The sequence below is a fragment of the Nocardia vulneris genome, assembly GCF_001613425.1.
Lineage (GTDB): Bacteria > Actinomycetota > Actinomycetes > Mycobacteriales > Mycobacteriaceae > Nocardia > Nocardia vulneris.
In genome coordinates this window covers 170,663-195,731 of record NZ_BDCI01000021.1, presented here as the reverse complement: position 1 = coordinate 195,731, position 25,069 = coordinate 170,663, and the positions used below count along the sequence as shown (strand labels likewise).

At 68.2% G+C, this 25,069-nt stretch carries 29 protein-coding genes; 11 read left to right on the top strand and 18 right to left on the bottom strand.

From position 1 onward, the window contains the following. Window positions 1-11: 11 nt before the first annotated feature. Complete coding sequence (locus NVU01S_RS22960) at window positions 12-470, bottom strand: PaaI family thioesterase (protein ID WP_043666305.1); 459 nt, start codon at window positions 468-470, stop codon at window positions 12-14. A 96-nt stretch (window positions 471-566) separates the two neighbouring features. On the opposite strand from NVU01S_RS22960, the gene NVU01S_RS22955 reads away from it, so the two are divergent. Together NVU01S_RS22955 and glyA are read left to right on the top strand one after the other, a co-directional pair. Next, the gene (locus NVU01S_RS22955; protein ID WP_052280291.1) at window positions 567-1,136 is read left to right on the top strand and encodes a TetR/AcrR family transcriptional regulator; all 570 of its coding nucleotides are present in this window, start codon (window positions 567-569) and stop codon (window positions 1,134-1,136) included. A gap of 126 nt (window positions 1,137-1,262) precedes the next feature. Further along, window positions 1,263-2,558 carry a serine hydroxymethyltransferase gene (glyA, locus tag NVU01S_RS22950; RefSeq protein WP_043666116.1) on the top strand — a complete coding sequence of 432 codons (1,296 nt, stop codon included), beginning with the start codon at window positions 1,263-1,265 and terminating at the stop codon, window positions 2,556-2,558. 125 nt (window positions 2,559-2,683) lie between these two features. Here glyA and NVU01S_RS22945 read toward each other — a convergent pair whose 3' ends face one another. From NVU01S_RS22945 to NVU01S_RS22920, 6 genes are all read right to left on the bottom strand, one after another. After that, a complete protein-coding gene (locus tag NVU01S_RS22945) occupies window positions 2,684-3,127 on the bottom strand; it encodes a DUF6841 family protein (protein WP_014988059.1) in 444 nt (147 codons plus the stop codon). 38 nt (window positions 3,128-3,165) lie between these two features. Next, window positions 3,166-3,909, bottom strand: coding sequence for an ESX secretion-associated protein EspG (locus NVU01S_RS22940; RefSeq protein WP_043666113.1), 744 nt, complete (start codon window positions 3,907-3,909; stop codon window positions 3,166-3,168). Then, the gene (locus NVU01S_RS22935; protein WP_043666110.1) at window positions 3,906-5,105 is read right to left on the bottom strand and encodes a hypothetical protein; all 1,200 of its coding nucleotides are present in this window, start codon (window positions 5,103-5,105) and stop codon (window positions 3,906-3,908) included. Before NVU01S_RS22935 ends, NVU01S_RS22940 begins: the two co-directional genes overlap by 4 nt. A gap of 22 nt (window positions 5,106-5,127) precedes the next feature. Next, the gene (locus NVU01S_RS22930; RefSeq protein ID WP_043666107.1) at window positions 5,128-5,661 is read right to left on the bottom strand and encodes a DUF3558 domain-containing protein; all 534 of its coding nucleotides are present in this window, start codon (window positions 5,659-5,661) and stop codon (window positions 5,128-5,130) included. A 53-nt stretch (window positions 5,662-5,714) separates the two neighbouring features. Next, window positions 5,715-6,101 carry a hypothetical protein gene (locus NVU01S_RS22925; RefSeq protein ID WP_043666104.1) on the bottom strand — a complete coding sequence of 129 codons (387 nt, stop codon included), beginning with the start codon at window positions 6,099-6,101 and terminating at the stop codon, window positions 5,715-5,717. A gap of 169 nt (window positions 6,102-6,270) precedes the next feature. Continuing rightward, the gene (locus NVU01S_RS22920) at window positions 6,271-7,467 is read right to left on the bottom strand and encodes an FAD-dependent monooxygenase (protein WP_043666101.1); all 1,197 of its coding nucleotides are present in this window, start codon (window positions 7,465-7,467) and stop codon (window positions 6,271-6,273) included. Window positions 7,468-7,580: 113 nt separating this feature from the next. Here NVU01S_RS22920 and NVU01S_RS22915 point away from each other — a divergent pair, with 113 nt between their 5' ends. Together NVU01S_RS22915 and NVU01S_RS22910 are read left to right on the top strand one after the other, a co-directional pair. Further along, entirely contained in the window at window positions 7,581-8,303 is a 723-nt protein-coding gene (locus tag NVU01S_RS22915; RefSeq protein WP_043666098.1) for a TetR/AcrR family transcriptional regulator, read from the top strand. A 52-nt stretch (window positions 8,304-8,355) separates the two neighbouring features. Beyond that, window positions 8,356-8,772: a limonene-1,2-epoxide hydrolase family protein gene (locus NVU01S_RS22910; protein WP_043666095.1), complete on the top strand. Its 417-nt coding sequence runs from the start codon at window positions 8,356-8,358 to the stop codon at window positions 8,770-8,772. 1 nt (window position 8,773) lies between these two features. On the opposite strand, the gene NVU01S_RS22905 is transcribed toward NVU01S_RS22910, so the two are convergent. Beyond that, complete coding sequence (locus NVU01S_RS22905) at window positions 8,774-9,478, bottom strand: GbsR/MarR family transcriptional regulator (protein WP_043666092.1); 705 nt, start codon at window positions 9,476-9,478, stop codon at window positions 8,774-8,776. A gap of 223 nt (window positions 9,479-9,701) precedes the next feature. On the opposite strand from NVU01S_RS22905, the gene NVU01S_RS22900 reads away from it, so the two are divergent. Together NVU01S_RS22900 and NVU01S_RS22895 are read left to right on the top strand one after the other, a co-directional pair. Beyond that, entirely contained in the window at window positions 9,702-10,883 is a 1,182-nt protein-coding gene (locus NVU01S_RS22900; RefSeq protein WP_043666089.1) for a cytochrome P450, read from the top strand. Between the two features lie 13 nt (window positions 10,884-10,896). Then, window positions 10,897-11,103, top strand: coding sequence for a ferredoxin (locus tag NVU01S_RS22895; RefSeq protein ID WP_043666086.1), 207 nt, complete (start codon window positions 10,897-10,899; stop codon window positions 11,101-11,103). Between the two features lie 7 nt (window positions 11,104-11,110). On the opposite strand, the gene NVU01S_RS22890 is transcribed toward NVU01S_RS22895, so the two are convergent. After that, on the bottom strand, window positions 11,111-11,383 hold the full coding sequence (locus tag NVU01S_RS22890) for a hypothetical protein (protein WP_043666083.1): 273 nt from the start codon (window positions 11,381-11,383) through the stop codon (window positions 11,111-11,113). A gap of 359 nt (window positions 11,384-11,742) precedes the next feature. Between NVU01S_RS22890 and phoH2 the strand changes: the two genes are divergently transcribed. From phoH2 to NVU01S_RS22875, 3 genes are all read left to right on the top strand, one after another. Then, window positions 11,743-13,128: an RNA 5'-3' helicase PhoH2 gene (gene phoH2, locus NVU01S_RS22885; RefSeq protein WP_043666081.1), complete on the top strand. Its 1,386-nt coding sequence runs from the start codon at window positions 11,743-11,745 to the stop codon at window positions 13,126-13,128. Window positions 13,129-13,297: 169 nt separating this feature from the next. After that, window positions 13,298-13,840, top strand: a complete 543-nt coding sequence (locus NVU01S_RS22880; RefSeq protein ID WP_307683195.1) for an LGFP repeat-containing protein — start codon at window positions 13,298-13,300, stop codon at window positions 13,838-13,840. A gap of 105 nt (window positions 13,841-13,945) precedes the next feature. Continuing rightward, window positions 13,946-14,800, top strand: a complete 855-nt coding sequence (locus NVU01S_RS22875) for an acyl-ACP desaturase (protein WP_043666078.1) — start codon at window positions 13,946-13,948, stop codon at window positions 14,798-14,800. Between the two features lie 339 nt (window positions 14,801-15,139). Here NVU01S_RS22875 and NVU01S_RS22870 read toward each other — a convergent pair whose 3' ends face one another. Continuing rightward, window positions 15,140-16,543 (bottom strand): class II fumarate hydratase, encoded by a 1,404-nt coding sequence (locus tag NVU01S_RS22870; protein ID WP_043666296.1) that lies wholly within the window; start codon window positions 16,541-16,543, stop codon window positions 15,140-15,142. Between the two features lie 157 nt (window positions 16,544-16,700). Continuing rightward, complete coding sequence (glpX, locus tag NVU01S_RS22865; RefSeq protein WP_014988043.1) at window positions 16,701-17,744, bottom strand: class II fructose-bisphosphatase; 1,044 nt, start codon at window positions 17,742-17,744, stop codon at window positions 16,701-16,703. A gap of 129 nt (window positions 17,745-17,873) precedes the next feature. Here glpX and NVU01S_RS22860 point away from each other — a divergent pair, with 129 nt between their 5' ends. Next, on the top strand, window positions 17,874-18,446 hold the full coding sequence (locus NVU01S_RS22860) for a DUF4245 domain-containing protein (protein ID WP_043666293.1): 573 nt from the start codon (window positions 17,874-17,876) through the stop codon (window positions 18,444-18,446). Between the two features lie 134 nt (window positions 18,447-18,580). Here NVU01S_RS22860 and NVU01S_RS22855 read toward each other — a convergent pair whose 3' ends face one another. Genes NVU01S_RS22855 through NVU01S_RS22840 form a run of 4 tightly spaced genes read right to left on the bottom strand, consistent with a single transcriptional unit; the run spans window position 18,581 to window position 21,161 of the window. Continuing rightward, window positions 18,581-18,925: a VOC family protein gene (locus NVU01S_RS22855; RefSeq protein ID WP_043666075.1), complete on the bottom strand. Its 345-nt coding sequence runs from the start codon at window positions 18,923-18,925 to the stop codon at window positions 18,581-18,583. Then, a complete protein-coding gene (locus tag NVU01S_RS22850) occupies window positions 18,922-19,170 on the bottom strand; it encodes an exodeoxyribonuclease VII small subunit (RefSeq protein ID WP_014988040.1) in 249 nt (82 codons plus the stop codon). The genes NVU01S_RS22855 and NVU01S_RS22850 overlap by 4 nt, the downstream gene beginning before the upstream one ends. A gap of 3 nt (window positions 19,171-19,173) precedes the next feature. Then, window positions 19,174-20,544 carry an exodeoxyribonuclease VII large subunit gene (gene xseA, locus NVU01S_RS22845; RefSeq protein ID WP_043666072.1) on the bottom strand — a complete coding sequence of 457 codons (1,371 nt, stop codon included), beginning with the start codon at window positions 20,542-20,544 and terminating at the stop codon, window positions 19,174-19,176. After that, window positions 20,541-21,161, bottom strand: coding sequence for a lipid droplet-associated protein (locus tag NVU01S_RS22840; protein ID WP_043666068.1), 621 nt, complete (start codon window positions 21,159-21,161; stop codon window positions 20,541-20,543). Before NVU01S_RS22840 ends, xseA begins: the two co-directional genes overlap by 4 nt. Before the next feature lie 280 nt (window positions 21,162-21,441). On the opposite strand from NVU01S_RS22840, the gene NVU01S_RS22835 reads away from it, so the two are divergent. Next, window positions 21,442-22,455 (top strand): 4-hydroxy-3-methylbut-2-enyl diphosphate reductase, encoded by a 1,014-nt coding sequence (locus NVU01S_RS22835; RefSeq protein WP_043666065.1) that lies wholly within the window; start codon window positions 21,442-21,444, stop codon window positions 22,453-22,455. A 124-nt stretch (window positions 22,456-22,579) separates the two neighbouring features. Here NVU01S_RS22835 and NVU01S_RS22830 read toward each other — a convergent pair whose 3' ends face one another. The 3 genes from NVU01S_RS22830 to NVU01S_RS22815 form a co-directional block, all read right to left on the bottom strand. Next, window positions 22,580-22,780 (bottom strand): hypothetical protein, encoded by a 201-nt coding sequence (locus tag NVU01S_RS22830; RefSeq protein WP_014988035.1) that lies wholly within the window; start codon window positions 22,778-22,780, stop codon window positions 22,580-22,582. Next, on the bottom strand, window positions 22,777-23,685 hold the full coding sequence (locus NVU01S_RS22825) for a helix-turn-helix domain-containing protein (protein ID WP_082031898.1): 909 nt from the start codon (window positions 23,683-23,685) through the stop codon (window positions 22,777-22,779). Before NVU01S_RS22825 ends, NVU01S_RS22830 begins: the two co-directional genes overlap by 4 nt. A 443-nt stretch (window positions 23,686-24,128) precedes the next feature. Next, complete coding sequence (locus NVU01S_RS22815) at window positions 24,129-24,959, bottom strand: DUF6542 domain-containing protein (protein WP_244467143.1); 831 nt, start codon at window positions 24,957-24,959, stop codon at window positions 24,129-24,131. Window positions 24,960-25,069 lie beyond the last annotated feature (110 nt).

Sequence of the window (25,069 nt, the reverse complement as noted above, 5' to 3'; positions counted from 1 at the left end):
TTCCTTGGGTTTCAGCGGTTTCCGCGGAAGATGGCGCAGGTGGTGGTGGCATGCGCGACCAGGCGGCCCTGCTCGTCGACGACGCGGCCCTCGGCGGTCGCGGTGCTACGGCCGACGTGAATGGTGGTGCCGGTGGCGGTGATGCGCTGTCCGTCGGTCGGCACCGCGCGGATGTAGTTCACCTTCAGCTCCAGCGTCGTGTATCCGACGCCCGCCTCCAGCGTGGTGTGCACCGCGCAGCCCATCACCGAGTCCAGCAGGGTCGCGCAGATGCCGCCGTGCGTGGTGCCGAGCGGGTTGGCGAAATCGGGCCTGGTGCGCACCGCGAAGACCACCTTGCCCGGTTCGATCAGGTCCACCTCCATGCCGAGCAGATCGCCGATGAACGGCGGACGATCCGGCGTCGTCATCGCGGTCCGGAGCAATTCCAGACCGGACAGCTGTGCGAGGTCGAGGGTGGTTTCCGACATCGATCCACTCCTTTCGGTGAACCGATCGGTCCACATCTGTCATGATTGGAGCATGGACCGATCGGTTCACGCAACTGCGTCCCGGAAGGAGCCCGGATGGCCGGCCCCCGCGCTCGCTTGATCGAGAGCGCGATCCAACTGGTCTGCGAGCAAGGCGTGCACGCGGCCGGACTCGCCGCGCTGCTCGACCGCGGCAAGGCCTCGCGCAACTCGCTCTACCAGCACTTTCCCGAAGGCAAGAGCGAGTTGGTGGCCACCGCCACCACGGTCGCGGGCGAGCGCCTCGCCGCGGTGATCGAGAAGATCACCGCGTCCCGCCCCGCCCAGCAGTGGCTGGACGCCCTGATCGGCTGGTGGGTCAACGCCCTCGAAACGAGTTCGTTCCGCACCGGGTGCCCGATCGTCGGCGCCGCGCTCGCCGAATCCGAACCCGGGGTACAGGCCGCGGCCGGTGCGGCCTTCGCCGACTGGCACGAAAAGCTCGGCAGCGCAATGGAAACCGCAGGTCTACCGGCCGAGGAAGGCGCGTCGTTCGCCGGTTTCGTGATCAGCGCGATGGAGGGTGCCATCGTCCAGTCCCGCGCGATGAAGTCCACCCAGCCGTTGCTCGATGCGCAGAAACACCTCGGTGTCCTGCTGGACCATTATCTCGGTGCGGCGAAGTAGCGCGCCCGCGACGGCTAGTGCTGGGTATCCCGGTGCGCAGACGCGACACGGTGGGGCCGTGGCCGGTTGGTGACGTGCGGCGAACCCCCTGCTGATGGGCGCAAAGGCGGCCCATAGACTGAGGCGGTGACGCAGACGACGGCCTCGGTCAATACTCAATCTCTCGGTGAGCTCGACCCGGAGCTCGCCGCCGCGATGGCGGGGGAACTCGCCCGCGAGCGCGACACGCTCGAGATGATCGCCTCGGAGAATTTCGTGCCCCGCGCGGTACTGCAGGCGCAGGGCAGCGTGCTGACCAACAAGTACGCCGAGGGCTACCCGGGCCGTCGCTACTACGGTGGCTGCGAGCACGTCGACGTCGTCGAGACCCTCGCGCGCGACCGTGCCAAGGATCTGTTCGGCGCCGAATTCGCCAACGTACAGCCGCATTCCGGCGCGCAGGCGAACGCCGCGGTGCTGATGGCGCTGATGGATCCGGGCGACAAACTGCTCGGCCTCGACCTCGCGCACGGCGGTCACCTGACCCACGGCATGCGGCTGAACTTCTCCGGCAAGCTCTACGAGACGCATTTCTACGGGGTCAGCAAAGAAGACCACCGCATCGACATGGACGAGGTGCGCAAGATCGCGCTCGAGGCTCGTCCGAAGGTGATCGTCGCGGGCTGGTCGGCCTACCCGCGCCAGCAGGACTTCGCCGCGTTCCGCGCGATCGCCGACGAGGTCGGCGCCTACCTGTGGGTGGACATGGCGCACTTCGCCGGTCTGGTCGCCGCGGGTCTGCACCCCTCGCCGGTGCCGCACGCGCACGTCGTGTCGTCCACCGTGCACAAGACCCTCGGCGGCCCGCGGTCCGGCCTCATCCTGGCCAAGCAGGACTTCGCCAAGAAGCTCAACAGCGCGGTGTTCCCCGGACAGCAGGGCGGTCCGCTCATGCACGCCATCGCCGCGAAGGCCGTCGCCTTCAAGATCGCTGCCGGTGGCGAGTTCAAGGAGCGGCAGGAGCGCACCCTGTCCGGCGCGAAGATCCTCGCCGACCGTCTGACCGCGGCCGACGTGCAGGGCAAGGGCGTCAGCGTGCTCACCGGCGGCACCGACGTGCACCTGGTGCTCGTCGATCTGCGCAACTCCGAGCTCGACGGTCAGCAGGGCGAGGATCTGCTGCACGAGATCGGAATCACGGTGAACCGCAACGCTGTTCCGTTCGACCCGCGCCCGCCGATGGTCACCTCGGGCCTGCGCATCGGCACCGCGGCGCTGGCCACCCGCGGCTTCGGCGACACCGAGTTCACCGAGGTCGCCGACATCATCGCCAGTGCCCTCGCCGGCACCTCCGATGTGGACACCCTGCGCGGCCGCGTGACCAAGCTCGCCCAGAGCGTCCCGCTGTACGACGGCCTGGAGGACTGGCGCCTGCTCGGCTGAGTCCCACCGATTTCCTGAACGGGCTCGCACCTCCACAACCGGGGGTGCGAGCCCGTTTCGCATGCGAAGCTCGCGTGCTCACCGAGGCCATCCGCCGTAATACGTGAATCGACGCTCGAGGCGCCTCAGCTGCCCGGCATCTCGATTCCCTTGGCGGCCGCGAGGGCGGCGAGCTTCTCCATTTCGTCGATGGCCACAGCCAGATGGACGTGCAACCGGCCGTCGTCGTCGCGGCGCAGCAGGTATTCGTAGTCGCTGTCGGTCATTTCCGTACCGTCACCGTCATAGAAGTGCCAACGGACGCGGATTCGGGTGACGCGGGCGGTGAGGTCGGCCTGTTCGAGCAACGTGTGGCCGACGGAGGCGAGGCCGAGCGCCTGATAGAACGGGTAGGACTGCTTCAGTCCCTCGGCCATGTCGGCGGTGCTGGACAGTGCGCCGACGAACGCGTCACTGACGATCATGCCCGGCTCGCCCCACAGCGCCACCGAACGCTCGGCGTCGAAGGTGCTCAATCCGGTTCGATATTCGACCAGAAAAGACTCGATCTCGTCCCGAGTAGTAGTCATATCGGCGAGTTACCCACGCGCGGTGCCGCCAACACCGCTCACCCGGCATCCATCCGCGCCCTGGCCCGGGCGATCGCATCGTCGAGGTAGCGCCGGATATCGGCGCTGGTGCCCGGCCTGATCATCAGGGCACGATTGGCCGGAACCTCGTAGTAGCGGCCGTCGGTCGTGTCGATCCAGCGCAGGCGGCCGGTGCGCAGCGGTTCGGCGTTGCGCGGGCCGAGCAGCACCGAGGCCATCCCCCGGGTGGTGCAGGTTTGCCGCCAGAACCGCCGATACTTCTCCTTCACCTCGCTGGCGGGCGCGCTGCCGAACAGGTCGGGCCGATCGTCGTTGAGATCGTCCAGGAGGAAGCTCTTCTCACCCGTGCTGCCCGCGCCCGCGTCCGGGAGCATGCGCACCAGCTCGCTCGCGAGCTGGTCGGCGCGGCATCGCCGCAACTGCACCCGGCCACCGTCGGGAGCCTGCTCTTGCCGCGCGATCACGCCGACGCCGCTGCGGGTCGCGCAGCCGATGGCCCGCAGCTCGACGCCGTCGCGGGTGTTGTCGCAACCGAGCAGCTCGATCCGCCAGTCGGGCCGGGCCAGCGCGGTGATGGTGCGCGACAGCGGGATTCGCTCCTCCCTGGCTAGTTCTTCCCGAAATCGTTGCTGGTAGAGCTGGTATTCGTGCAAGCCGGGGAATCGGCTGGTGAAGCGGAACGGAAAAGGCAGGCGGTCGAGGCCGGTACCGAACCAGGCCGCCGCGAACTGCTCTGCCGACAGCGACCACTGCGACGTCATTCGACCCCGATCACCGGCGGCACCGTGGGCTTCACCTCGCCGAGCAGTTCCTTCGCGTGCTCCTCGGTCCGCAGATAGCCGGGCGCCTTGTGCTCGTCGTCGTCCTCGCCGCGGGCGCGGACGCCCGGCGGGACCATGCCGGAATACCCTGCGACACCGGGAGTTCCGGCGCGTACCGAGGCGGCGGCCGGCTGCGTGCCGGTGGCGCCAGGTGTCGTCGCGGGCGTGGCGGGACGTGAGGTGCCCGGGTCGTTGACCGGGTTCGCCACACCGCTCGGACGATCGAACGTCGGCGTGCTCGGCCGGTTCGGTGTCCCGTTGACCGCGGCCGAGGTGACCGTCGACGGATTCGACGGCGTGCTCGGCAGCGTCGAAGGCGGCACCACCGTCGGAAGGGTGCTGAACGGGCTGGCCGTGGTGGTCGGTTTAGCGGTGGTGGCCGCCGGCGTCGTCGCGGTGTCGGTGGGCTGGCCGTTCGAAGCCGACTGGGTGGCAGCGGGTTCAGTACTCGGCTGTTCTTCGCCGGAACCGGGCTCGGTCGGCTGCTCGGCTCGGCCGGTTTCGGCATCGCCGCTGTTCTCCGACGACGTCCCGGAACCGGTTGTGCCGGAGCCGGTATCGCCGTCGGTGGTGGTGGCCGGGCCGGTACCGGTGTCGCTGCCCGTCCCGGTGCCGGGACTCGGTAGTGGTGCGGAAACCGGGTTGATCGGCGGCGGCAACGTCGGAATGGCCGGGGCGGTGGTGCCGTACGGCTGGATATAGTGCGTGGTCATGTCGTCGCGGGCCTGCTCCTCGCCCGCGTTGCGCAGTTCCGGTCCGCGCGGATTCGTCGACGTGTCCACCACCGGGGGCACCGATGCCTTGAATTTCGCCGCCGCGCCGGAAGCCTGCGACAGCGGCGTGCTCTGCGCATTCAACGACTCCCCGAATTCACCGACCCGCGTGGCGTAGTCGCGGATACCGCGCACCGCCTGCTCGGCGGCCGCACCCTCCCAATGCTGTTCGACCGCCTGCTTGATCGCGGTCTCGAACTGGTGACCGGCGTTGGTTACCGCGGTAGCCATCTTCGACCAGGCGTCGACCGCGCTGTTCACCCCGTCCGGGCTCATCTCGTCGGCCGCCTGCTTGATCTCGGCGTGGGTAAAGCTTTGCGCGTTCTCGGGATTGGTGATCGCGCGGCCGTCGGTCTGTTTCATGATCGCTCCCCCGTAGGGTTGTTCAGCTGCCCGCCGGCAGCAATGGTGCGACTGATTGGGCGATTTCGGTGGTGATATCGCAAGCGCCGAGGTGTTTGTTCGCCGGTGTCTGCGGCACGTTGGTGAGGATGTACAGGGATCCGGATTGCATCTCGACATTGATGGTGCATCCGCCCGGCACGTCCGGTCGCGCTTCGTAGCGCAGGGCCTTGCGTGCGCCCGCCGCGACCTCGGTGGCGGCGGGGAATTTCTCCCGTACCTGGGCGAGTGTGCCGGTGGTGGTCTCCACGACGAAGCCGTAACCCGCCTTGGCGACGTAGCGGCAACCTTTCCACGTGACTCCGGCGGCGCTGTCCTGCTTGGGTTCCGGTGGTTTGGCATCCCACTGATGAACGGCCAGGAACTGGGGCGTCAAGGCCGAGCACGGATCGAAAGCGGTGTGCGGGTTCGACGCGACCTGCGTTGTCGCGGCGGCAGACTGATTCGCCGGGGTGGTCGTTGTCGGTGTGCCGCCTGCCTTTTCCCCGACGCAACCGGTCAGGAGCAGTAACCCCACCGCTATCGCCGCGAAACCTGTTCGCGGAGTGGCCTTTCTGTCACAGCCGAGGCTCATACGCTGAGCTCCCGCAGTTTCGCGGCGAATCCGGCGTCGGTGCGCGCATAGGTGTCGCGCATCGCGGTGAACATGGCTTGGACCTCTTGGGCCACCGCGATGTAGTCGGCGAGGGTGTCGAAGGCGTTATTCGGTCCACCGAGGGCTTTTTCGCGGAACATGCCGACCAGTTCGACGGCGGACGTCAACCGCGGATTACCTTCGCCCAGGCCCCAATACTGCCGCTCACCGAGCTCGCGCGCATCGGTCTGCACCGCGACGAGCGCATCGATCAGCTCCTGGCACGCCTTGTCCATATCGACGAACCCCTGCGGATCCATCCGCACCTGCAACGCCCCGGACTTCGCATCCTCGATGTACCCCGGAAACGGGCTGTCCACCATCACCGTCCCCTTTCGTCAGTGCCTCTGACCCTATAGACGCGCCTCGCCCCGCATCGGTTCCATCGAAACACAGCCGATTCATTGCTGTCTGCGGATCGGGAATGGACCGGCACGTACCGGTCGGCCTGGAACCGTCGGTGGGGTCCAATCCGATGCGCGCCAAATGGTTTCAGTTGATCTCTGCGGCGGCGACGAGGCTGGGGTAGTCCCGCAGGTCGATGTCGTTGGCGACCTTGCCGGTGTACTTCATCATGAGGGTGAACAGGCGTGAGTTGAAGAAGCGGTTGCGCAGCCGGATGCCGAGTGCGGTCTTCGGCGCGAGGAACCGGCCCGCGTTGCTGTTGCCCGCGATCTTGGCGTAGCCCCGCATGATCTCGTCGTAGCGGGCGAAGGCCACTTCGTAATCCCCACCGGCGACGGCGAGTTCGCCCGCGAGCACGTACGCGCCGACCACGGCGAGCCCGGTTCCGAAGCCGCCCAAGGTGTTTCCGTATCCTGCGTCGCCGATCAACGCGACCCGGCCCTTGGTGTAGTGGCCTTTCAGGCGTACCAGGCTGAGGGTGTCGAGGTAGAAGTCGTCGAAGTCCCGCATTTCGCCGAGCATCCGCGGCACTTCCCAGCCGACGTCCGCGAACGCCTGCTCGACGAGGCGGCGCTGGGCCGCGGTGTCGTCGCGCGCGTAGTCGAGTTCGGGGGAGGCGAACACGTACATCTGCTGTGCTTTCGCGCCGCCGCTGATCGCGAGCTTGCCGGGGACGTTGTGCCCGTGACCGATCGCGCGTTCGCGCGACCCGAGACGGTCGCCGCGCCACGGACTCGCGCCCGCGATGCAGTAGTAGTAGCCGAGGTATTCGACGAGATCGCGTTCCGGCCCGAACGCGAGTCGGCGTACCCGGGAGTGGATGCCGTCGGCGCCGAAGACCAGGTCGAAGGTGCGGGCGGGCCCGTGCTCGAATTCGACGTGCACGCCGTCGGCGTGCTGGGTGAGCGCGCTGATCGAGTCGCCGAACAGGTATGTGCAGCGGTCGGCGGTGCGCTGGTACATCACCTCGGCCAGGTCGCCGCGCAGGATCTCCAGCTCGCCGCCGGTGAACTCGCCGGACATCACGGCGAGCCGTGTGCCGTTGTCGTCGACGAAGACGGTGTCGCTGGTCCCGGTCCGGCGGGCCCGGATGTCGTCGAGGATGCCCATCCGTTCCAGCACGGTGAAGTGGGTGTGGCCTTTGAAGTCGATGGCCTGGCCGCCCGGCCGCAGCGCCGGGGCGCGTTCGACCACGGTGACGTCGAAACCGTAGCGGTGCAGCCAGTAGGCGAGGGCGGGCCCGGCGATGCTCGCGCCGGAGATGAGAACGGTCTTGTTGCGCATGGTGGCTCCTGAAGTCCTGATCTGTGTCCGACGGATTCTGTTTCCGATGGACACAGATCAGCGTATGGTAGACACAGTTTTGAAGTCAAGACGTCCTCCGGAAGGATGGGGCCATGCCGACGCCGACCACCGTCGAACTGCTCTGGGGTATCCAGCAGCGGCCCAAGCGCGGGCCGAAACCCGCTCTCACGCTGGCGGGGATCGTGGCGGAGGCGATCGCGCTCGCCGACGCCGAAGGGCTGGCGAACCTGTCCATGCAGCGGCTCGCGGATCGGCTCGGGTTCACGAAGATGTCGCTGTACCGGTATGTGCCGGGCAAGGAGCAGCTGACCGCGCTGATGCTGGAGGAAGCCATCGGCGCACCGCCGGAAATCGCTGCGGTGCAGCGTGACTCGGGTGAGGAACCCTGGCGCGCCGCGCTCTGTGGGTGGGCCGAGACATTGTTCGAGCGCTACCGTGCCCATCCGTGGGGGATCGAGCTCACCGTGGGGGTGCGGCCGATGGGGCCCAACGAGATGGGGTGGATGGAAGCCGCGCTGGGTGCGCTCGCCGAGACCCGGCTGACCGCACCGGAGTGCCTGGACTCCATCGTGCTGCTGTCGGGACACGTGCGCAGCCTCGTGCAGCAGGGTCCGGCCGTCGCGGAGGCGTTCCAGGAACAGGTCGCGGGGCAACTCGCGGCCATGGTGTCGGTGGCGTCGGACCGATATCCGCTGGCGGTGGCCGCGTTCGCCGAGGAGGGCGCGGTCGCGGGCGGGGTGGGTGCGCTGCGGTTCGGCATCGATCGCATCCTCGACGGTCTCGGCGTGCTGATCGCGGCCCGCGCCACGACGTAGCCGTTTCGGATCGGGTCTGTCGAACAGTGGGTCTGCGGCCTATGGTCGGACCATGACCCAGGACCTCGACCTCCAGCAGGACGCGATCACCACGGTGCGGGAGTTCTTCTCCGCGCTCGAGCTAGGCGCCGTCGCCGAGGCGCTGGAACTGCTGCACCCCGACGTGGTCTGGAAGAATTCCACGCTGCCCGCTGTCGGCGGCGGGCTGACGCGCAAGATCCTGCGCGGACTGGAGCGCGACGCGTTCGGTTTCGAGGTGCAGATCCATCACATCGCCGCCGACGGCGACTTCGTGCTCACCGATCGCACCGACGTGCTGCGGGTCGGGCCCGTGCGGGTGGCGTTCTGGGTGATGGGCACGCTCGAGGTGCGCGACGGCCGAATCATCCTGTGGGACGACCACTTCAGCTGGGAGAACCTGCTGCGCGGCGCGGTCGCCGGCGTCGCGCGGGCCGCGCTGTCGCGGTGAGTCAGTCCCGTATTCGCTCCTGATCCAGCACCTTTCGCCACCGCTCGGCGGATTCGATCATGTCGCGGCCGACGAACTCGAAGAAGCGGCTGGTCTCGTGCGCGCGGGCGCCGGCGGGGGTGTCGACGCCGAGCACTTCGACGCCGCGCCGGGAGATCTCGGCGAGATCGTAGATCTGCTGCGCGCTGGTCACAGTCGCACGGACCCAAGCGTGTTCGTCGACGACATAGCGCTCGCGCCGACTGCCGGCCTCGCGTTCGCGCCGGATCAGCCCCTGGACTTCGAGCGCCTTCACCGCGGCCGAAACGGTCGCCGGGCTGACGTGCAATTGTTCGACGAGTTCGGCGGCGGTGCGGCTGCCGGAATCGGTGAGATAGAGCGAGGTGAGCACGGCGGCCGCGGTGCGCGGCAGGCCGGACTTGGCCATCAACACGGTGAGCTGCTCGGCGAATTCGCGCAGTGCGCCTGCTCCGGGCGCGGGAGTCGTTGCGCCGGTGCGTGATCCGCTGCGCCGCGCGCGCCGCTCGGTGGCCCGGTGCGCCCGGCCCGGGTGATAGCGGCTCGGTCCGCCGTTGCGGGTGACCTCCCGGCTCACGGTCGAGGTCGGCCGCGCCAACTGCCGGGCGATCTCGGCGTAGCCGATCCCTGCGGACAGACCTTCGGCGATGAGCATGCGTTCCTGCTCGGTCAATCTGCCGCCCGGCATGTGCGCCTCCCCGTCCGTTCCGTGGGACCCAAGTATTGCGCTCAGTCGCATCTCATTGCAACGACGGGACTCCGTCGGTGCATTCACCCGCATTCCCATTGCAATTCAAATCTGGCTCATACCAGTAAGTTCCGTGAAATCAGCGATTCCCGCATTGACCTGATCCGAACGCAACGTAGCGTTCAGATCAAGCCAAAAACATCATCGATCGAGGGGAATCGCCATGAACGAGTCCTTGTCCGAAGTCGTCGAGCTGCCGACCGTCCGACCGCCGGGGTGCCCGTTCGATCCGCCCGCGGAACTGGCCGCGCTGCGTCCGCTGGTGCCGTTCACCTTTCCGGACGACCACCGCGGCTGGCTCGCCACGGGTTACGCGACGGTACGGGCGATCCTGGCCGATCCGCGGTTCAGCGTCCGCTACGAGCTGATCCACTACCCGTTCGCCCCGATGGGCGAGATGCCGCCCGCCCTGCCCGGCGACATGCTCGGCGTCGACGCCCCGGCGCACACGCGATACCGAAAGTTGCTGGCGGGCAAGTTCACTGTCCGGCGCATGGGACAGCTCACCGAGCGGGTCGAGCAGATCACCACCGACCATCTGGACGCCATGGCGCGCACCGGCGGTCCGGTGGATCTGGTGGAGGCGTTCGCTTTTCCGGTGCCCGCGCTGACCGTCTGCGAACTGCTCGGTGTGCCCCCGGCCGACCGGGACACCTTCCATCGGTTCCTCGTCGCCGCGAACAGCGTGAACTCGGCGGTCGTGGATCGCAACAACGCGTTCATCGAGGTGCAGAACTACATCCGCGAGCTGGTCGTGGCCAAGCGGGCCGCGCCCACCGACGACCTGCTCAGCGACCTCACCGGCACCGAACTCGCCGAGGACGAGCTGTCCGGTGTCGGCGCGCTGCTGCTCGGGGCGGGCCTGGACACCACGGCGAACATGATCGCGCTGGGCACCTTCGCGCTGCTCGGCCACCCCGATCAACTGGCCGAGCTGCGGGCGCGCCCCGAACTCGCGGATCAGACGATCGAAGAGCTGATGCGCTATCTCACCATCACGCACACCTCGACCCGGGTCGCGCTCGAGGACGTCGAGATCGACGGGCAGCTGATCACGGCGGGCCAGACGGTCGCGCTGTCGTTCCAGGCGGCCGATCGCGACCCCGCCAAGTACGACGACCCGGACAGCTTCGATATCCGCCGCAACGCCGTCGGGCATCTCGGCTTCGGGCACGGCCCGCATCAGTGTCTCGGTCAGCAACTGGCGCGCGTCGAGATGCGGGTCGCGTTGCCCGCCTTGCTGACTCGGTTCCCGACCCTGCGGCTCGCGGTGCCGCCCGAGCAGGTGCCGCTACGGCACGACATGGACATCTACGGCGTGTACCGGCTTCCGGTCACCTGGTAGGGAGGAGCGCTCGATGAAGATCACCGTCGATCGGGACCGCTGCGTCGGCGCGGGGATGTGCGCGCTGCTCGCCCCCGCCGTGTTCGATCAGGACACCGCCGACGGCCGGGTGTGGCTGCTCGATGCCGCGCCGCCGCCCGGGCAGCACACCGCGGCGCGGGAAGCGGAGCAGACCTGTCCGTCCGCGGCGATCTCGGTGACCACCGCAACGGACTCCTAGACCGAGGTCAGCTGTGCTCGTTCAGGTATTCCAGATAGAACGGCCGCAACACCTCGGCGATCTCGCCGTCACCGGCGTGGATGTAGTCGTCGATCATGGGCAGCACGTACTTGATATCGGCCTCGCTCTCGCCGAGGTTGCCCGCGGCGGCCTCGGCGGCCGGGATCGAGGTGAGCAGCCGCCACAGGAACTTCACGTCCCCGTGTCGGACGGCAAGCTTCACCGCTCGGTCGTGCAGTTCCTTCGACGACAGCGTGTCCAGGTCCTCGTTACCGGCCATACCAGCGACTGTAGCGGGCCGCGCCGGATGCGGGCCGGGGACCGCACCGGCGCAGCGGCGGCTCGCGCCGACCGGCAGCGACGGCCCGGCGAGCGCGGCCGGGGCGTGAGGTTAACGACAAATTCACGGACACGCCTACCTGTGCGGAAGCGGGGAAGCGTGGTTCGGCGGTAGCGTCGGTGGTGCGGGCCGCGGCGGTGTGGCTCGTACGGGAGGTCCTGACCGTGACTGAGCTATTCAGTACGAGGGGGCCGGCACCCGGCCCTCGTGGCATCTGACGGCAACGTCGGGTCCATCAGGACGGACCGGTCCAGCGAGATCGTTCGTGCGGGTGCCGCGCGGACAAAGAGGAGCCCACCGTGACTGCTTCACGCTCCGTTCCCGCTCCCTCGGCGCAATCCCGTTCCGCGAAAGGCGGAACCGCCGCGAAGGGGGCACACCCCTCGCATTCCCCGGCCGATACCTTCGTCATCGACACGTCGGTCCTGTTGTCCGATCCCTGGGCTTTCACCCGTTTCGGCGAACACGACGTCGTGCTTCCGCTGGTGGTCATCAGCGAACTCGAAGGCAAGCGGCATCACCACGAACTGGGCTGGTTCGCGCGGGAAGCCCTGCGCAACCTGGATGATCTGCGCCTGCAGCACGGCAGGCTGGATCAGCAGGTGCCGATCGGCACCGAGGGTGGAACGCTGCAGGTGGAACTGAACCACACCGATCCCGCGGTCCTTCCGGTCGGCTTCCGCACCGACACCAATGATTCCCGAATCCTGGCGTGCGCACTCAATCTCGCGGCCGAGGGCCGCCAGGTGGTGCTCGTGTCGAAGGACATTCCGCTGCGGGTCAAAGCGAGTGCGGTGGGCTTACAGGCCGACGAGTATCACGCGCAGGACGTCGTCACCTCCGGCTGGTCCGGCATGGTGGAACTCGACGTCAACTCGGCGCAGATCGACCAGCTCTACGCGGAGTCCGTGCTGGATCTCGATGGCGCGCGGGAACTGCCGTGCCACACCGGAATCCGGCTCCTCGGCAGCAGTTCCAGCGCGCTCGGCCGGGTCACCCCGGACAAGCGGGTCCAGCTGGTGCGCGAGCGCGAGGCGTTCGGCCTGCACGGCCGCTCCGCCGAGCAGCGCATCGCCCTGGATCTGCTGCTGGACGAGAGCGTCGGCATCGTTTCGCTCGGCGGCCGGGCGGGCACCGGTAAGTCCGCGCTCGCGCTGACCGCGGGCCTGGAGGCGGTGCTGGAGCGGCGCACCCAGCGCAAAGTGGTGGTGTTCCGGCCGCTCTACGCCGTCGGCGGCCAGGAACTCGGCTATCTGCCGGGTAGTGAGAGCGAGAAGATGGGCCCCTGGGCGCAGGCGGTCTTCGACACGCTCGACGGACTGGCCAGCCGCGAGGTGATGGAGGAGGTGCTCAGTCGCGACATGCTGGAGGTGTTGCCGCTCACCCACATTCGCGGCCGATCGCTGCACGACTCCTTCGTGATCGTGGACGAGGCGCAGTCGCTGGAACGCAACGTGCTGCTCACCGTGCTCAGCCGGCTCGGCACCGGGTCGCGGGTGGTGCTCACCCACGACGTGGCCCAGCGGGACAATCTGCGGGTCGGCCGGCACGACGGTGTGGCCGCGGTGATCGAGAAGCTGAAGGGTCACCCGCTGTTTGCTCACATCACACTCACCCGCAGTGAGCGCTCGCCGATTGCGGCGCTCGTCACAGAGATGCTGGAGGAGTACGGGCCCAACGCCTGATCTGGGCGGTGTGTTTCGCCGAATAGCCGACGGGTAATATCCCGGCCATAGCTGTTCCGCATGACCCGGCGTGTCACTTGATGATTCGCCGGGTCATTGCTGAACATCGGCCTAGGCTGCCAGCGGCGTCACCGTGCCGGGGACGTCCGCGGTAGCCACTTTCGAGAGGATGGAAATGCACCACTTCGCTCGACGAACGGCTGGATACACTGCCCTGCTCGCGGCCGCTGGCCTGATCGTCGCGGGTTGCAGCAAGGACGACGACAAGAACGACAACAACGCCGCGGCGTCGGTCACGGCCACCTCGGCCGCGATGCACAGCGGTGAGGAGCACGCCTCGGGTGCCGCGGAGGAGACCAAGATCGCCACGCAGCGTGGCGAACTCACCGTTTCCGGCGACATCTTCGACAAGTACATGCAGAGCGGCGGCCCGACCGGCGCCCTCGGCGCTCCGCTGGAGGCGCAGGAGTCCGGTCCCGAAGAGGGCAAGTACCAGGACTTCGTCGGCGGCACGGTCTACAAGGCCAAAGACGGCCAGGCGCACATCGTCTGGGGCGAGATCCGCAAGGCGTGGGAGGAGAACGGCGGCGCCATGGGCAAGCTGGGCTACCCCACCAGCGACGAGAAGGACATCGCGGGCGGCAAGGAGAGCGACTTCACCGGCGGCACCATCACCTGGGTGGACGGCAAGACGACCGTCACGATGAAGTAGTAGTTGGCATTTCGGCGTCCGGGACCGCCCACGGCGGTCCTGGACGCCCGTCCGGTCTCATTCATTGAATCCCCGTATCACGGGCTCAACCGCTAGGTTGTCTAGGTGCAAACTCTCTTGACCGATCGCGAGTTGCTCGAATCGCTCGAGCTGGACGTGGAATCCACCCTGCGCCGTCACATCGACGCCGCCGACGGGTGGCAGCCGCACGACTACGTGCCGTGGGACGACGGCCGTAACTTCTCGTTCCTCGGTGGTATCGACTGGGATCCGGAACAGTCCGAACTCAGCGAGGTGGCCAAGCTGGCCTTGACCGTCAGCGTGCTCATCGCGGACAACCTGCCCTCGTACCATCGCGAGCTCGGCAAGTACCTGCGCACCGGGGCCTGGTGGCGCTGGGTCGGCCGCTGGACCGCCGAGGAGAACCGTCACGAGATCCTGATCCGCAACTTCCTCATGGTGACCAGGTCGGTGGACCCGGTCGAACTGGAGCGGATGCGGATGGCGCACATGACCACCGGCTTCCGCCGCCCCGGCATGCATCTGCTCGACGTGCTCGCCGCGTGCGCTTTCGAAGAGGTCGCCGCCGCGATCCGGCACCGCAACACCGCCGCGCTGAACGAGAGCCCGATGGTCACCGCGATCGCCGAGCGCATCGCGCGCGACGACGAACTGCAGGCCGAGTTCTTCGCGAAGATGGTCGAGGCGGGCTTCAACGTGGCGCCGGATCAGACGATGCGGGCCATCGCCGATCGGATCGCCGATTTCGCCGTGCCATCGGTGACCCTGGCCGACGGGCGCAACAGCGACGACGTACTCGCCGCGGCCGGGATCTACGATCCGGCGCGGCAGGACGAGCTGGTTTTCAAGCCGCTGCTGCAGCGGTGGAACGTTTTCACGCGTACCGATCTCGGTACCGCGGGTGAAAAGGCCCGCGAGGAACTTTCGCACCTGCGCTGAATTTCTCCCGGTCGGTGCCAGGATTTCTGGCGCCGACCGGTTTTCTTTTCTGCTCCCGCGAAAATGTGGTGAAACACACGTCGTATAGCCGGCGATTAGCTGTGTGTACGCCCGCTTCGGCGGGAGCAAGAAAGGAAAGAAACATGATCAGTGCAATTCTCGGCGGTCTTCTCGCTCTGGCCACGGTCGGCGCAGGCGCGTTCCTCGCGGCACTCGGCATCTTCCTGTGATGCCCGGCGCGGGTACGTCCGACTTCGGCTGACGTACCCGCGCGCATGTTCTCGAACGTCACGTCGGTGCAGTTCGCAGCGCATCCGACGTGACGCTCGAAGAGTATTTCTATTTCCCGTCTTTCACCTTCGCCATCGACAGCACATCCAATCGGCGGTCGAGTTCTGCTTCGGTGAGTTTCTCGTCGAGCAGGCCGCGGTCGATGACCGTCTGTCGAATTGTCTTCTTGTTCTTCAACGCTTCCTTGGCTACCGCGGCGGCCTCCTCGTAACCGATCGCCGAATTCAGCGGGGTCACAATGGACGGCGACGATTCGGCAAGCGTGCGCAGGTGTTCCACATTCGCGACCAAACCGTGCACGCACTTGTCCGCGAACAGCCGGGAAACATTGGCGAGCAAGCGAATCGATTCGAGCAGATTGCGCGCCATCACCGGAATGTAGACGTTCAGTTCGAACGCGCCGTTCGCGCCGCCGAAGGCGACCGCGGCATCGTTGCCGATCACCTGCGCGGCAACCTGCGTCACCGCTTCGGGGAGCACGGGATTCACTTTCCCGGGCATGATCGAGCTGCCGGGCTGCAGATCGGGCAGCTGGAGCTCACCGAGACCGGTGAGCGGGCCCGAACCCATCCAGCGAATATCGTTGGCGATCTTGGTGAGGCTCACCGCGACGGTGCGCACCGCACCCGACGCCTCCACCAGACCATCCCGGGCGGCCTGCGCCTCGAAGTGATCGCGCGCCTCGCGCAGCGCGTCGATCCCGGTCGCGCGGACCAGCTCCGCGACGACCTTGCCGCCGAAGCCGTCCGGTGCGTTCAGGCCGCTGCCCACCGCGGTGCCGCCGATCGGCAGCTCGCCGAGGCGCGGCAGGGTCGCCATCACGCGGTCGATGCTCGCGGCGATCTGCCGGGTGTAACCGCCGAACTCCTGGCCGAGTGTCACCGGGACCGCGTCCATCAGGTGGGTACGACCGGACTTGACCACCGTCCGCCACTCGGTCGCCTTGTCCAGCAACGCGAGCCGCAGATGCTCCAGCGCCGGTACCAGGTCGGTGATCACGGCCTCGGTGGCGGCCAGGTGCACGGCCGTCGGGAAGGTGTCGTTGGACGACTGGGACATGTTCACGTCGTCGTTCGGGTGCACGGTGACGCCGTTGGCCTTCGCGATCGAGGCGATCACCTCGTTGGCGTTCATGTTCGAGCTGGTGCCCGAGCCGGTCTGGAACACATCGATCGGGAACTGGTCGTCGTGCGCGCCCGCGGCGATCTCGTTCGCCGCGGCGATGATGGCGTCCGCCTTGGCCGGATCGAGCAGGCCGAGGTCCTTGTTCACCTTGGCGCAGGCGCCCTTCAGCAGGCCGAGCGCGCGGATCTGCGCGCGCTCCAGGCCGCGTCCGCTGATCGGGAAGTTCTCCACGGCCCGCTGGGTCTGCGCCCGCCACAGCGCATCCACCGGGACCCGGACCTCGCCCATGGTGTCGTGCTCGATGCGGTACTGCGTCTCGTCTGCCATGTTTCCGACCATATGCCCGAGCGGAGCGCAGTGGGGCTGCCACGCCTGTAGTGATTCGCACACCGCCGTGGCAGCGTCGATCGGGAATAGGGGTGCCGGCATGAAAAAGGCGCGCGGGCGGATGTGCCTGCGCGCCTTGATCGATTCGGGGTCCCGGTCAGGGGAGCGGCGGGACCGCGTGCTCGTCGCCGATGAAATCGACCGAGGAGTACTCGCGCAGCTTGGTCAGCCGGTGGTAGGCGTCGATCATGCGGACAGTGCCGGACTTGGAGCGCATGACGATCGACTGGGTCGACGCGCCGCCCCCGTAGTAGCGGACGCCGCGCAGCAGGTCGCCGTCGGTGACGCCGGTGGCGCAGAAGAAGACGTTGTCCCCGGCCACCAGGTCTTCGGTGGTGAGCACCCGGTCCAGGTCGTGGCCCGCGTCGATCGCCTTCTGCTTCTCGTCGTCGTCGGTGGGCGCGAGCATGCCCTGGAGTTCGCCGCCCATACAGCGCATGGCGGCGGCGGCGATGATGCCCTCCGGGGTGCCACCGACGCCGACCAGGATGTCGGTGCCCGAATCGGGGCGGGCCGCGGCGATGGCGCCCGCGACGTCACCGTCGGAGATCAGTCGGATGCGCGCACCCGCGTCACGCACCTGCTGGATGAGGTCGGCGTGGCGGGGGCGGTCCAGGATGCAGACGGTCAGGTCCGACTTCGACAGGCCCTTGGCCTTGGCGACGCGGCGGATGTTCTCGCTGATCGGCACCGAGATATCGATCACGTCGGCGGCGTCGGGGCCGACCGCGATCTTGCTCATGTAGAACACCGCCGACGGATCGAACATCGCGCCGCGCTGGGCGACCGCGAGCACGGCGATGGCGCCCGGCGAACCCTTCGACATCAGGGTGGTGCCGTCCACCGGGTCCACCGCGAAGTCGACCTCGGGACCGGTGCCGTCTCCGACCAGTTCACCGTTGAACAGCATGGGCGCCTCGTCCTTCTCGCCCTCACCGATCACCACGATGCCGCGCATGGACACCGAATTGACCAGCTGCCGCATCGCGTCGACGGCCGCGCCGTCGCCGCCCTCCTTGTCGCCACGGCCGACCCACCGGCCGGCGGCCATCGCCCCGGCCTCGGTGACGCGGACCAACTCGAGCGCGAGGTTGCGGTCCGGCGCCTCGCGGCGGCTCGGTGTCGGGGAAGATGCCGTCATTGCGGGGTGCCTCCTGTGCGTCGGTACGTACCGGACGATTGTCTCACTCGGTTTGAGACGGCCGTACACCCTGCTCGGTGGATCGGGGTGCGAGAAGGAACACCGTAGGGGCGAGTGGATACTGGAACCGTGCCCAACCAAAAGCCGCGCATCCTGAACGACTACCGGGATCTGTTCTGGTCGCTGATTCCGCTGGTGCTGATCGCGGTGGTGTTCGCCGGGCTCGCCAGCCAGTGCAGTTTCGCCGGAAACGGTCCGACGCAGGGCCAGATCCCGCATTTCGACGTGAAGGCCGCGCTCACCGCCGACGCGCGCTCGCTGCCGTTCCCGATCCGGAACCCGGCCGTGCCGGCGGACTGGACGCCGAACTCCGGCAGTCGCCAAGCCATCAGCGGCACCGGCGGCGGACCGGTCAGCACTGTCGGCTATATCACTACGCAGGGCACCTACATGCGGTTCACGCAGAGCAACGCGACCGAAGAGGCGCTCTCGCGCTACGTCCTGGGCTCGCGCTACGCCACCGGTGCCGAAACGATCGGCGAGCAGAAGTGGGTCGTGTACTCCGAACCCGGTTCGGAACCGGCCTGGGTCGCCGACCTCGGCCAGTCCCGGGTGCTGATCACCGGCGCGGGCGATCGGGCCGCGTTCACCACCCTGGCCCAGGCCGTCGTCGCCGCGCAGCCCCTCAAAGCCGGCGCCTGATCCCGGCGGTACCCGATACGCAGGACGGCGGATACCACCCGCGCTGGATCACCGCCGCGGTCGCCGTCGCCGACGTCCGGAATCGGGGTCGTGCGGGCCGGCTACGTCGACAGTTCGGGCCGACGTGCGTTTCCCTAGCGGTGGCTGACCACGTTGACGATGGTGCCGCTCGGATCGCGGACGAAAAACCTGCGTACGCCCCACTGTTCGTCGCGTAGGGGGTAGACGATATCGGCGCCTGCCGCGGTCATCGCCGCGTGCACCGCGTCGACGTCCTCGACCTCCACGCTCATATTCGGCTGGAGTTTCTCCGCGTCCGGCCCGACGAGCAAGACCTGAGCGGTCGGGTTCGTTGGGGACACCATGGTGACGACCCAGCCGAGATCCATCGCCTCCTCGAAACCGAGCAGCCGGTAGAACTCGCGGCTGCCCTCGATATCGTCGGTGCGGATGTCGGGGGTGGCGCGCCGGATCGTCATTTCTCGTCCTCAAGGTCGGTGCGCGACAGGGCGTCCTCGACGCGCTTCCTGGCGCCGGCCAGATGCTCCTCGCAGCGGTTGGCCAGGGCCTCGCCCCGCTCCCACAGGGTCAGCGACTCGTCCAGGTCGAGGCCGCCCTGCTCCAGCATCTTCACGACATTGACCAGTTCGTCGCGGGCACGTTCGTAACCGAAGGTAGCGATCTCGGCCAGTTCGGTGTCGGTGTCCTTACCGGGCTCGGCCAAGGATCAGCTCCTTCTCGTTTCGGTGTCGGTGTCGGTGGCCCGCGGCCCCAGCGCCTGCGTGCCCAGTCCCGCGGCAGTGATCGCGCCGTCGGCGACGCGGATGCGTAGCTGGCTGCCCGCGGGGGCGTCCTCGATGGTGCGCACCACGTGGCGTTCGGTGCCCGTGACGCGCTGCACGACAGCGTAACCACGGGCCATGGTCGCGGCCGGTCCCACGGCGGTGAGCTTTTCGCGCAGGTGCCGGGTCGCGGTCGCCTCGGCGCGGAGGAACTGTTCGGCGCAGCGCCGGGCCGAGGCGCGCAGCCGTTCGACTTCCTCGGTGCGGCGGTCGATTTCGCGCAGCGGATCGGCCAGGACCGGACGTGACCGCAGCTGGGTGAGCGCGCGCGTTTCCCGCTCGACCCAGCCCCGCAGCGCGGCGGCCGAGCGGGCGCGCATCTCGCGCACCCCCGCCAGTTCCGCGGCGGCGTCGGGCACCACACGTTTGGCGGCGTCGGTCGGTGTCGCGGCCCGCAGGTCGGCGACGAGATCGCTGAGCGGGTTGTCGGGTTCGTGCCCGATCGCGCTGACGATGGGGGTGGTCGCGGCGACGATCGCGCGGCAGAGGGCCTCGTCGGAGAACGGCAGCAGATCCTCGACACTGCCCCCGCCGCGGGCGAGCACGATCACCTCGACCGCCGGGTCGCGATCGAGCTGCGCCAGTGCCTCCAGCATCTGCGGGACCGCGGTCGGTCCCTGCACCGCTGTATTGCGGATCTCGAAACGTACTGCGGGCCAACGATTACGGGCCACGGTCAGGACGTCGCGTTCGGCGGCGCTGGCCCGTCCGGTGATCAGGCCGATCGTCTTGGGCAGGAACGGCAGCGCGCGCTTGAGCCGCGGGTCGAAGAGCCCCTCGGCGGCCAGCAGCGCTTTGAGTCGTTCGATGCGGGCGAGCAATTCGCCGACGCCGACCGGGCGGATCTCGATGACCCGCAGGGACAGAGTGCCGCGGCCGGTGAAGAACGCGAGCTTGCCGTAGACCACCACGCGGCTGCCCTCTTGCAGCGGGACGGGCGATTTACGGATGAGATCCGGGTCGCAGGTGACCGACAGGGACATATCGGCCGACGGATCGCGTAGCACCAGGAACGCGGTGCGGGTGCCCGGCCGCAGAGTGATCTGGGTGATCTGCCCTTCGACCCAGATGCTGCCGAGCCGGTCGATCCACTGGGCGACCTTGAGCGCGACGGAGCGGACCGGCCACGGCTGTTCGGCGGAGTTCTCCCGGCCGGGCGCAGCGTTCGGCGCGGCCGCGGCGGCGGGGCCGGATTCGCGCGGCGGACCGGGGGTTTCCCGGCCCGCCTGCGACGGTGAGGTCCGGGGTTCGGTCACTGCGCCCGCACGGTGGCGATCCGATTCGTCAGCATGGTCACGAACGGCGCCCTGGCGAGGGTCTGCTGCTCGTACTCGAGCAGCGCGGAAAGGTCTTCGAGGCTCAGCATGCGCAGGCGGGCGCGCAACTGGGCCAAAGTCATGTTCGCGTAGTCGTAGCGGGTGGCTACTTCCGGCTCACGGATCTCCGGCGCGGGGTCGGCCGCGCGGTCGATCTCGGGTTCTGCCACGGGGGCAAGGGGTTCCGGCTCGATGGCGTGCACGGTGGCGCCATGGCCGTTGCGCTCGCCCGCGCGGGTCTCGGGCTCCGGGTCGTCGGCGTACAGGTCGAAGCGGCTCGCGCGGACCTGGCCGGACGCCGGTTCGGCGGGCAGGTCCTCGTCGAAGGTCGCCCACTCCGGCTGCTCCTCCGGAGTCGTGGCCAACCGGTCGAAGACCGCGTCGCCCTTGAGCGCGAGGCTGGTCACGAACTGCTGGACGTGCATCGTCGTCTGCAGCAGCTGGCTGATGGCGGTGATCGGCAAATTCATTGCGGCCGTGGGTAGCCGACGAGTCTCCTCGATGGCGTAAACGGCGGCCCCGGCGGCTACCCGGGCCAGGAACGGTGGTCGAAACATGGTCCTAGCCTGCCCGAAATGGTGTGCTAAGCAAAGGTCGGGGATCACGGGGTGTGATTCTGGCGTATGAACGGGCGCGCTCGCCGCACGCCTCGCCGCCGGTGCGGCAGCGTTCGCGCGACTCGATCCGGCGGTGAGATGGCACACCTTCGCGGCGGCGCGCGCCCGGTCGGCGCGGTCGGTCACCCGGCACGTAGAGCACGGTGTGCGGCCGATACGGACGCCGAGCGCGCCGGCGCCCGGACAGCGCGAGGTCGGTATCCGCACGTAAGCTGTCGGCATGTCCACGGCCATACCCTTGAACCTCGGAATCGCCCGCTCGACGGGAGCCGGAACCACCGAGCGCGCCGGTGGCAAGCGGGTGCTGCTAGCGGAGCCGCGCGGGTACTGCGCCGGCGTGGACCGCGCGGTGGAAACCGTCGAGAAGGCGCTGGACAAGCACGGCGCGCCGATCTACGTGCGCAAGGAGATCGTGCACAACCGGCATGTCGTGGAGACGTTGCGTGAGCGCGGGGTCATCTTCGTCGACGAAACCGACGAGGTGCCCGAAGGGGCGCTGGTCGTGTTCTCCGCGCACGGCGTCTCGCCCGCGGTGCACGAATCGGCGGCCGCCCGCAACCTGCACACCATCGACGCGACCTGCCCGCTGGTGACCAAGGTGCACCAAGAGGCCAAGCGCTTCGCCCGCGACGACTACGACATCCTGCTGATCGGTCACGAAGGCCACGAAGAGGTGGAGGGCACGGCGGGCGAGGCGCCCGAGCACATCCAACTCGTCGACGGCCCCGACTCGGTGGACAACGTCACCGTGCGCGACGAGTCGAAGGTGATCTGGTTGTCCCAGACCACGCTCAGCGTCGACGAAACGATGGAGACGGTGCGGCGGCTGCGCGAGCGGTTCCCCACGCTGCAGGATCCGCCGAGCGACGACATCTGCTACGCCACCTCGAACCGGCAGACGGCGGTCAAGGCGATGGCGCCCGAATGCGATCTGGTGATCGTCGTCGGCTCGAAGAACTCCTCCAACTCGGTCCGCCTGGTCGAGGTCGCGCTCAACGCGGGCGCGAAGGCGGCCTACTTGGTCGACTTCGCCCGCGAGGTGGATCCCGCCTGGCTCGCCGGTGTGCAGACGATCGGCATCACCTCCGGCGCCTCGGTGCCCGACATCCTGGTGCGCGGCGTGCTCGACATGCTCGAGGAGCACGGTTTCGGCGACGTCCAGCCGGTCACCACCGCCAACGAAACCCTGGTTTTCTCCCTCCCCCGAGAACTGCGCACCACCACTCGCCGCTGAACTCAGGACGCCTGCCGTTGGCGCTGAGTGCCCGTGGCTGTGCAGGGCTACCCGCCCTTGGTGCAGCGTGCGCCGTTGGTGCAGCGTCCGCCGTTGGTGCAGCGTCCGCCGTTGGTGCGGAGCGTCATTCGTGGTCCGGGCTTCGGCGTGCGGCGGTCAGGCCCGCGAAGACGGTGAGCAGAACCTGTACCGCCGTCGGCCAGTCGACCAGCAGACCGACCGGTGCGGCGGTGGCAATGGCGGCGGCGAGTTCTCGCCACGGGGGTGCGGGCGGCGGTGGGCTCGGCTGAGAGTTGCGTTCCTCCTGCGGTGGGTGGGTGCTCATGCGGACTCCAGCAGCGTCTGGAGGAGCCGACCGGTTTCGGACGGGCGTGCGGACTGCTGGGCCAGGGTCTCCGCGATATTGAGATAGCGGACGATGTGGTCCCGGCCCTCCATGTACAGCGTGCTGGTGGGTTGCGCGATGCATACGACGTCCGGCAGCAGGGTCTCGGCGAAACGCAGATAGACGAACGCGCTGTCCACGATCGCGGGCCCGAAGGCGGCCTCGTCCACGATCTGGATCACGATGTGCTCCCGCTCGATACACCGTGCCAGGTACTCCAGTTGCGCCCGCCAGACCGCGGCACCGCCGATCTGCCTGCGTAACGCGCTCTCTTCGACCAGGGTCCACAGGTACGGCGGATTGTCGCGGTACAGGATCTGCTGCCGCTGCAGGCGCACCGCCAGCAGCTGGTCGATCTCGGCGTCGGGACGGTAAGGGTGCCGCAAACACAGTGCTGCCCTTGCGTATTCGGGTGTTTGCAAAAGGTCGGGGATGATCGCGGGTTCGTAGCAGCGGATCGTGCGTGCGGCCCCTTCGAGGCTGAGCAGCTCGAATCCCTTGGGGAGCGAGTCACTGTCGCTGTGCCACCAGCCGGGACGGTTGCCCAGCTGCACGAGCGACAGATACCGGTCGTGCTCTTCGGGATCGGTGATGCCGTAGCAGTGCAGCAATTCGACCACGTCGGGCCGATTGAGGCCGACCATGCCGGATTCGATCCGGCTGACCTTGGATCCGGTCCAGTAGAGCTGCCGACCGACCTCGTGCTGGGTCAACCCCCGTTCCTTACGCAGTTGCTGGAGGCGCAACCCCAGCATCCGACGAAGCACCGTCGGCACATCGCCGATATTGATGCTCCCCCGGGTCCCGGCCGGCTCGGGGCATTCGAAGCGCTGCTCTGCGTTCACGCCATCGAGTCTGGCACTGGAACTACCAAAATGTACTTGCAAATGTGCGTGCAAACGGCGGCGCGCCCGCCGACGCGCGGCGATTCGGGCCGCGCTGTCGCCGAGCAGGACTACCAACAGTCCCGGCTACACCGGCTCAGCAGCCGCGGTGTCGCCGAGCAGGACCGCAGCAGCCCAGGGGCGGTCTCGGTCGCGGCATCGCCGACCGTGACCGGCGGCCGTCGGGCCGGCGGATGGCTCAGTGATCGCGACGTTGCTGAGCGCGACATCGGACTGTCGAGCTGAGGCCGGTTCAGTGGTTCCGGCGTGGCTGAGCGCGACCGCGATTGTCCGGCTGACGACTGCCTGGTCATGTCATCGCCGAGCGTGACTGGTGACGCCTTATGGGGCCTAGGTCGTGGCATCGCAGAGTGTGACTACGGACAGCCTGGAGTGCGACCCGTTCAGAGGTTTTCGGGGCGGCGGCGTTCGGTGCGGCTCGAATCACGTTCGCGGTAGCGGACGTTGGGTTGGGGGTGTGGCGGAGGGAGTTCGCTGCGACGGCGGGCGGTGTTGCCGCGGGCCGGGTCGTTGTCGGTGCGGGGCATGGCCGCGGTCGGGCGGGCGGCGCCGCGCGCGGCGGGGCGTCCTTCGCGTCCTTCGCGCGGCCGGGCCGAGCCTGCCACGCGGGGTGGTGCGTCGGCGACCGGTGCTGTCGCGGTGCGGCGGCTCGGGCGGGGGGTGGGCTCGTCGCGACCTGTCTCGTCCGGATCGTCCTTCGGGCGGCGAGTGCGCCGGCGAGCGGAGTCGGAGAGCGAGGAGCCGCGCTCGCGGCCACCGCGCGGACGCTTGGCCGAGGAACGACCCCAGCTTTCCCCCCGGCGCGACTCGGCGCCGCTTTCCGCCTGCTCGATGCGGCGCTGCAGCAGGATCCGGCCGCCGCCGATCAACAGGACGAGCACGGTCGCGAGCATCATCGTGGGGAAGCGCTGCACCAGCGGCACCGCCAGGTTCAGCAGCACATCTTTGATCGAACTCGCCGGGCGGCCGGTCAGCTGCTGGTAGGCCAGCGGAACGGCGATCGAGAGCAGCAGCGGCGGCAGCACCATGGTGGTGAACAAACCGCGATAGCGGACCGCGAGCACGGCTGCCACACAACCGACGATGTACAGCGCGGCGAAGGTACCGGTGAGATCGGTAGCGTCGCCGTGGGCATCGATCAAGAACCCCAGAAACGTACAGGCGACCGCGATCAGGACCGCCGCGCCCACCGGGATGCCCGGGACCGTCGGCAAGGTCGAACGATGCGGCGCGGGCACCCGGGATCGCACACGTTGGGAAGCAGCCACATTATGAACACTAACTGTCGCCGCGCCCGGGGGCGTTATGGCACGGCGGTTCCACC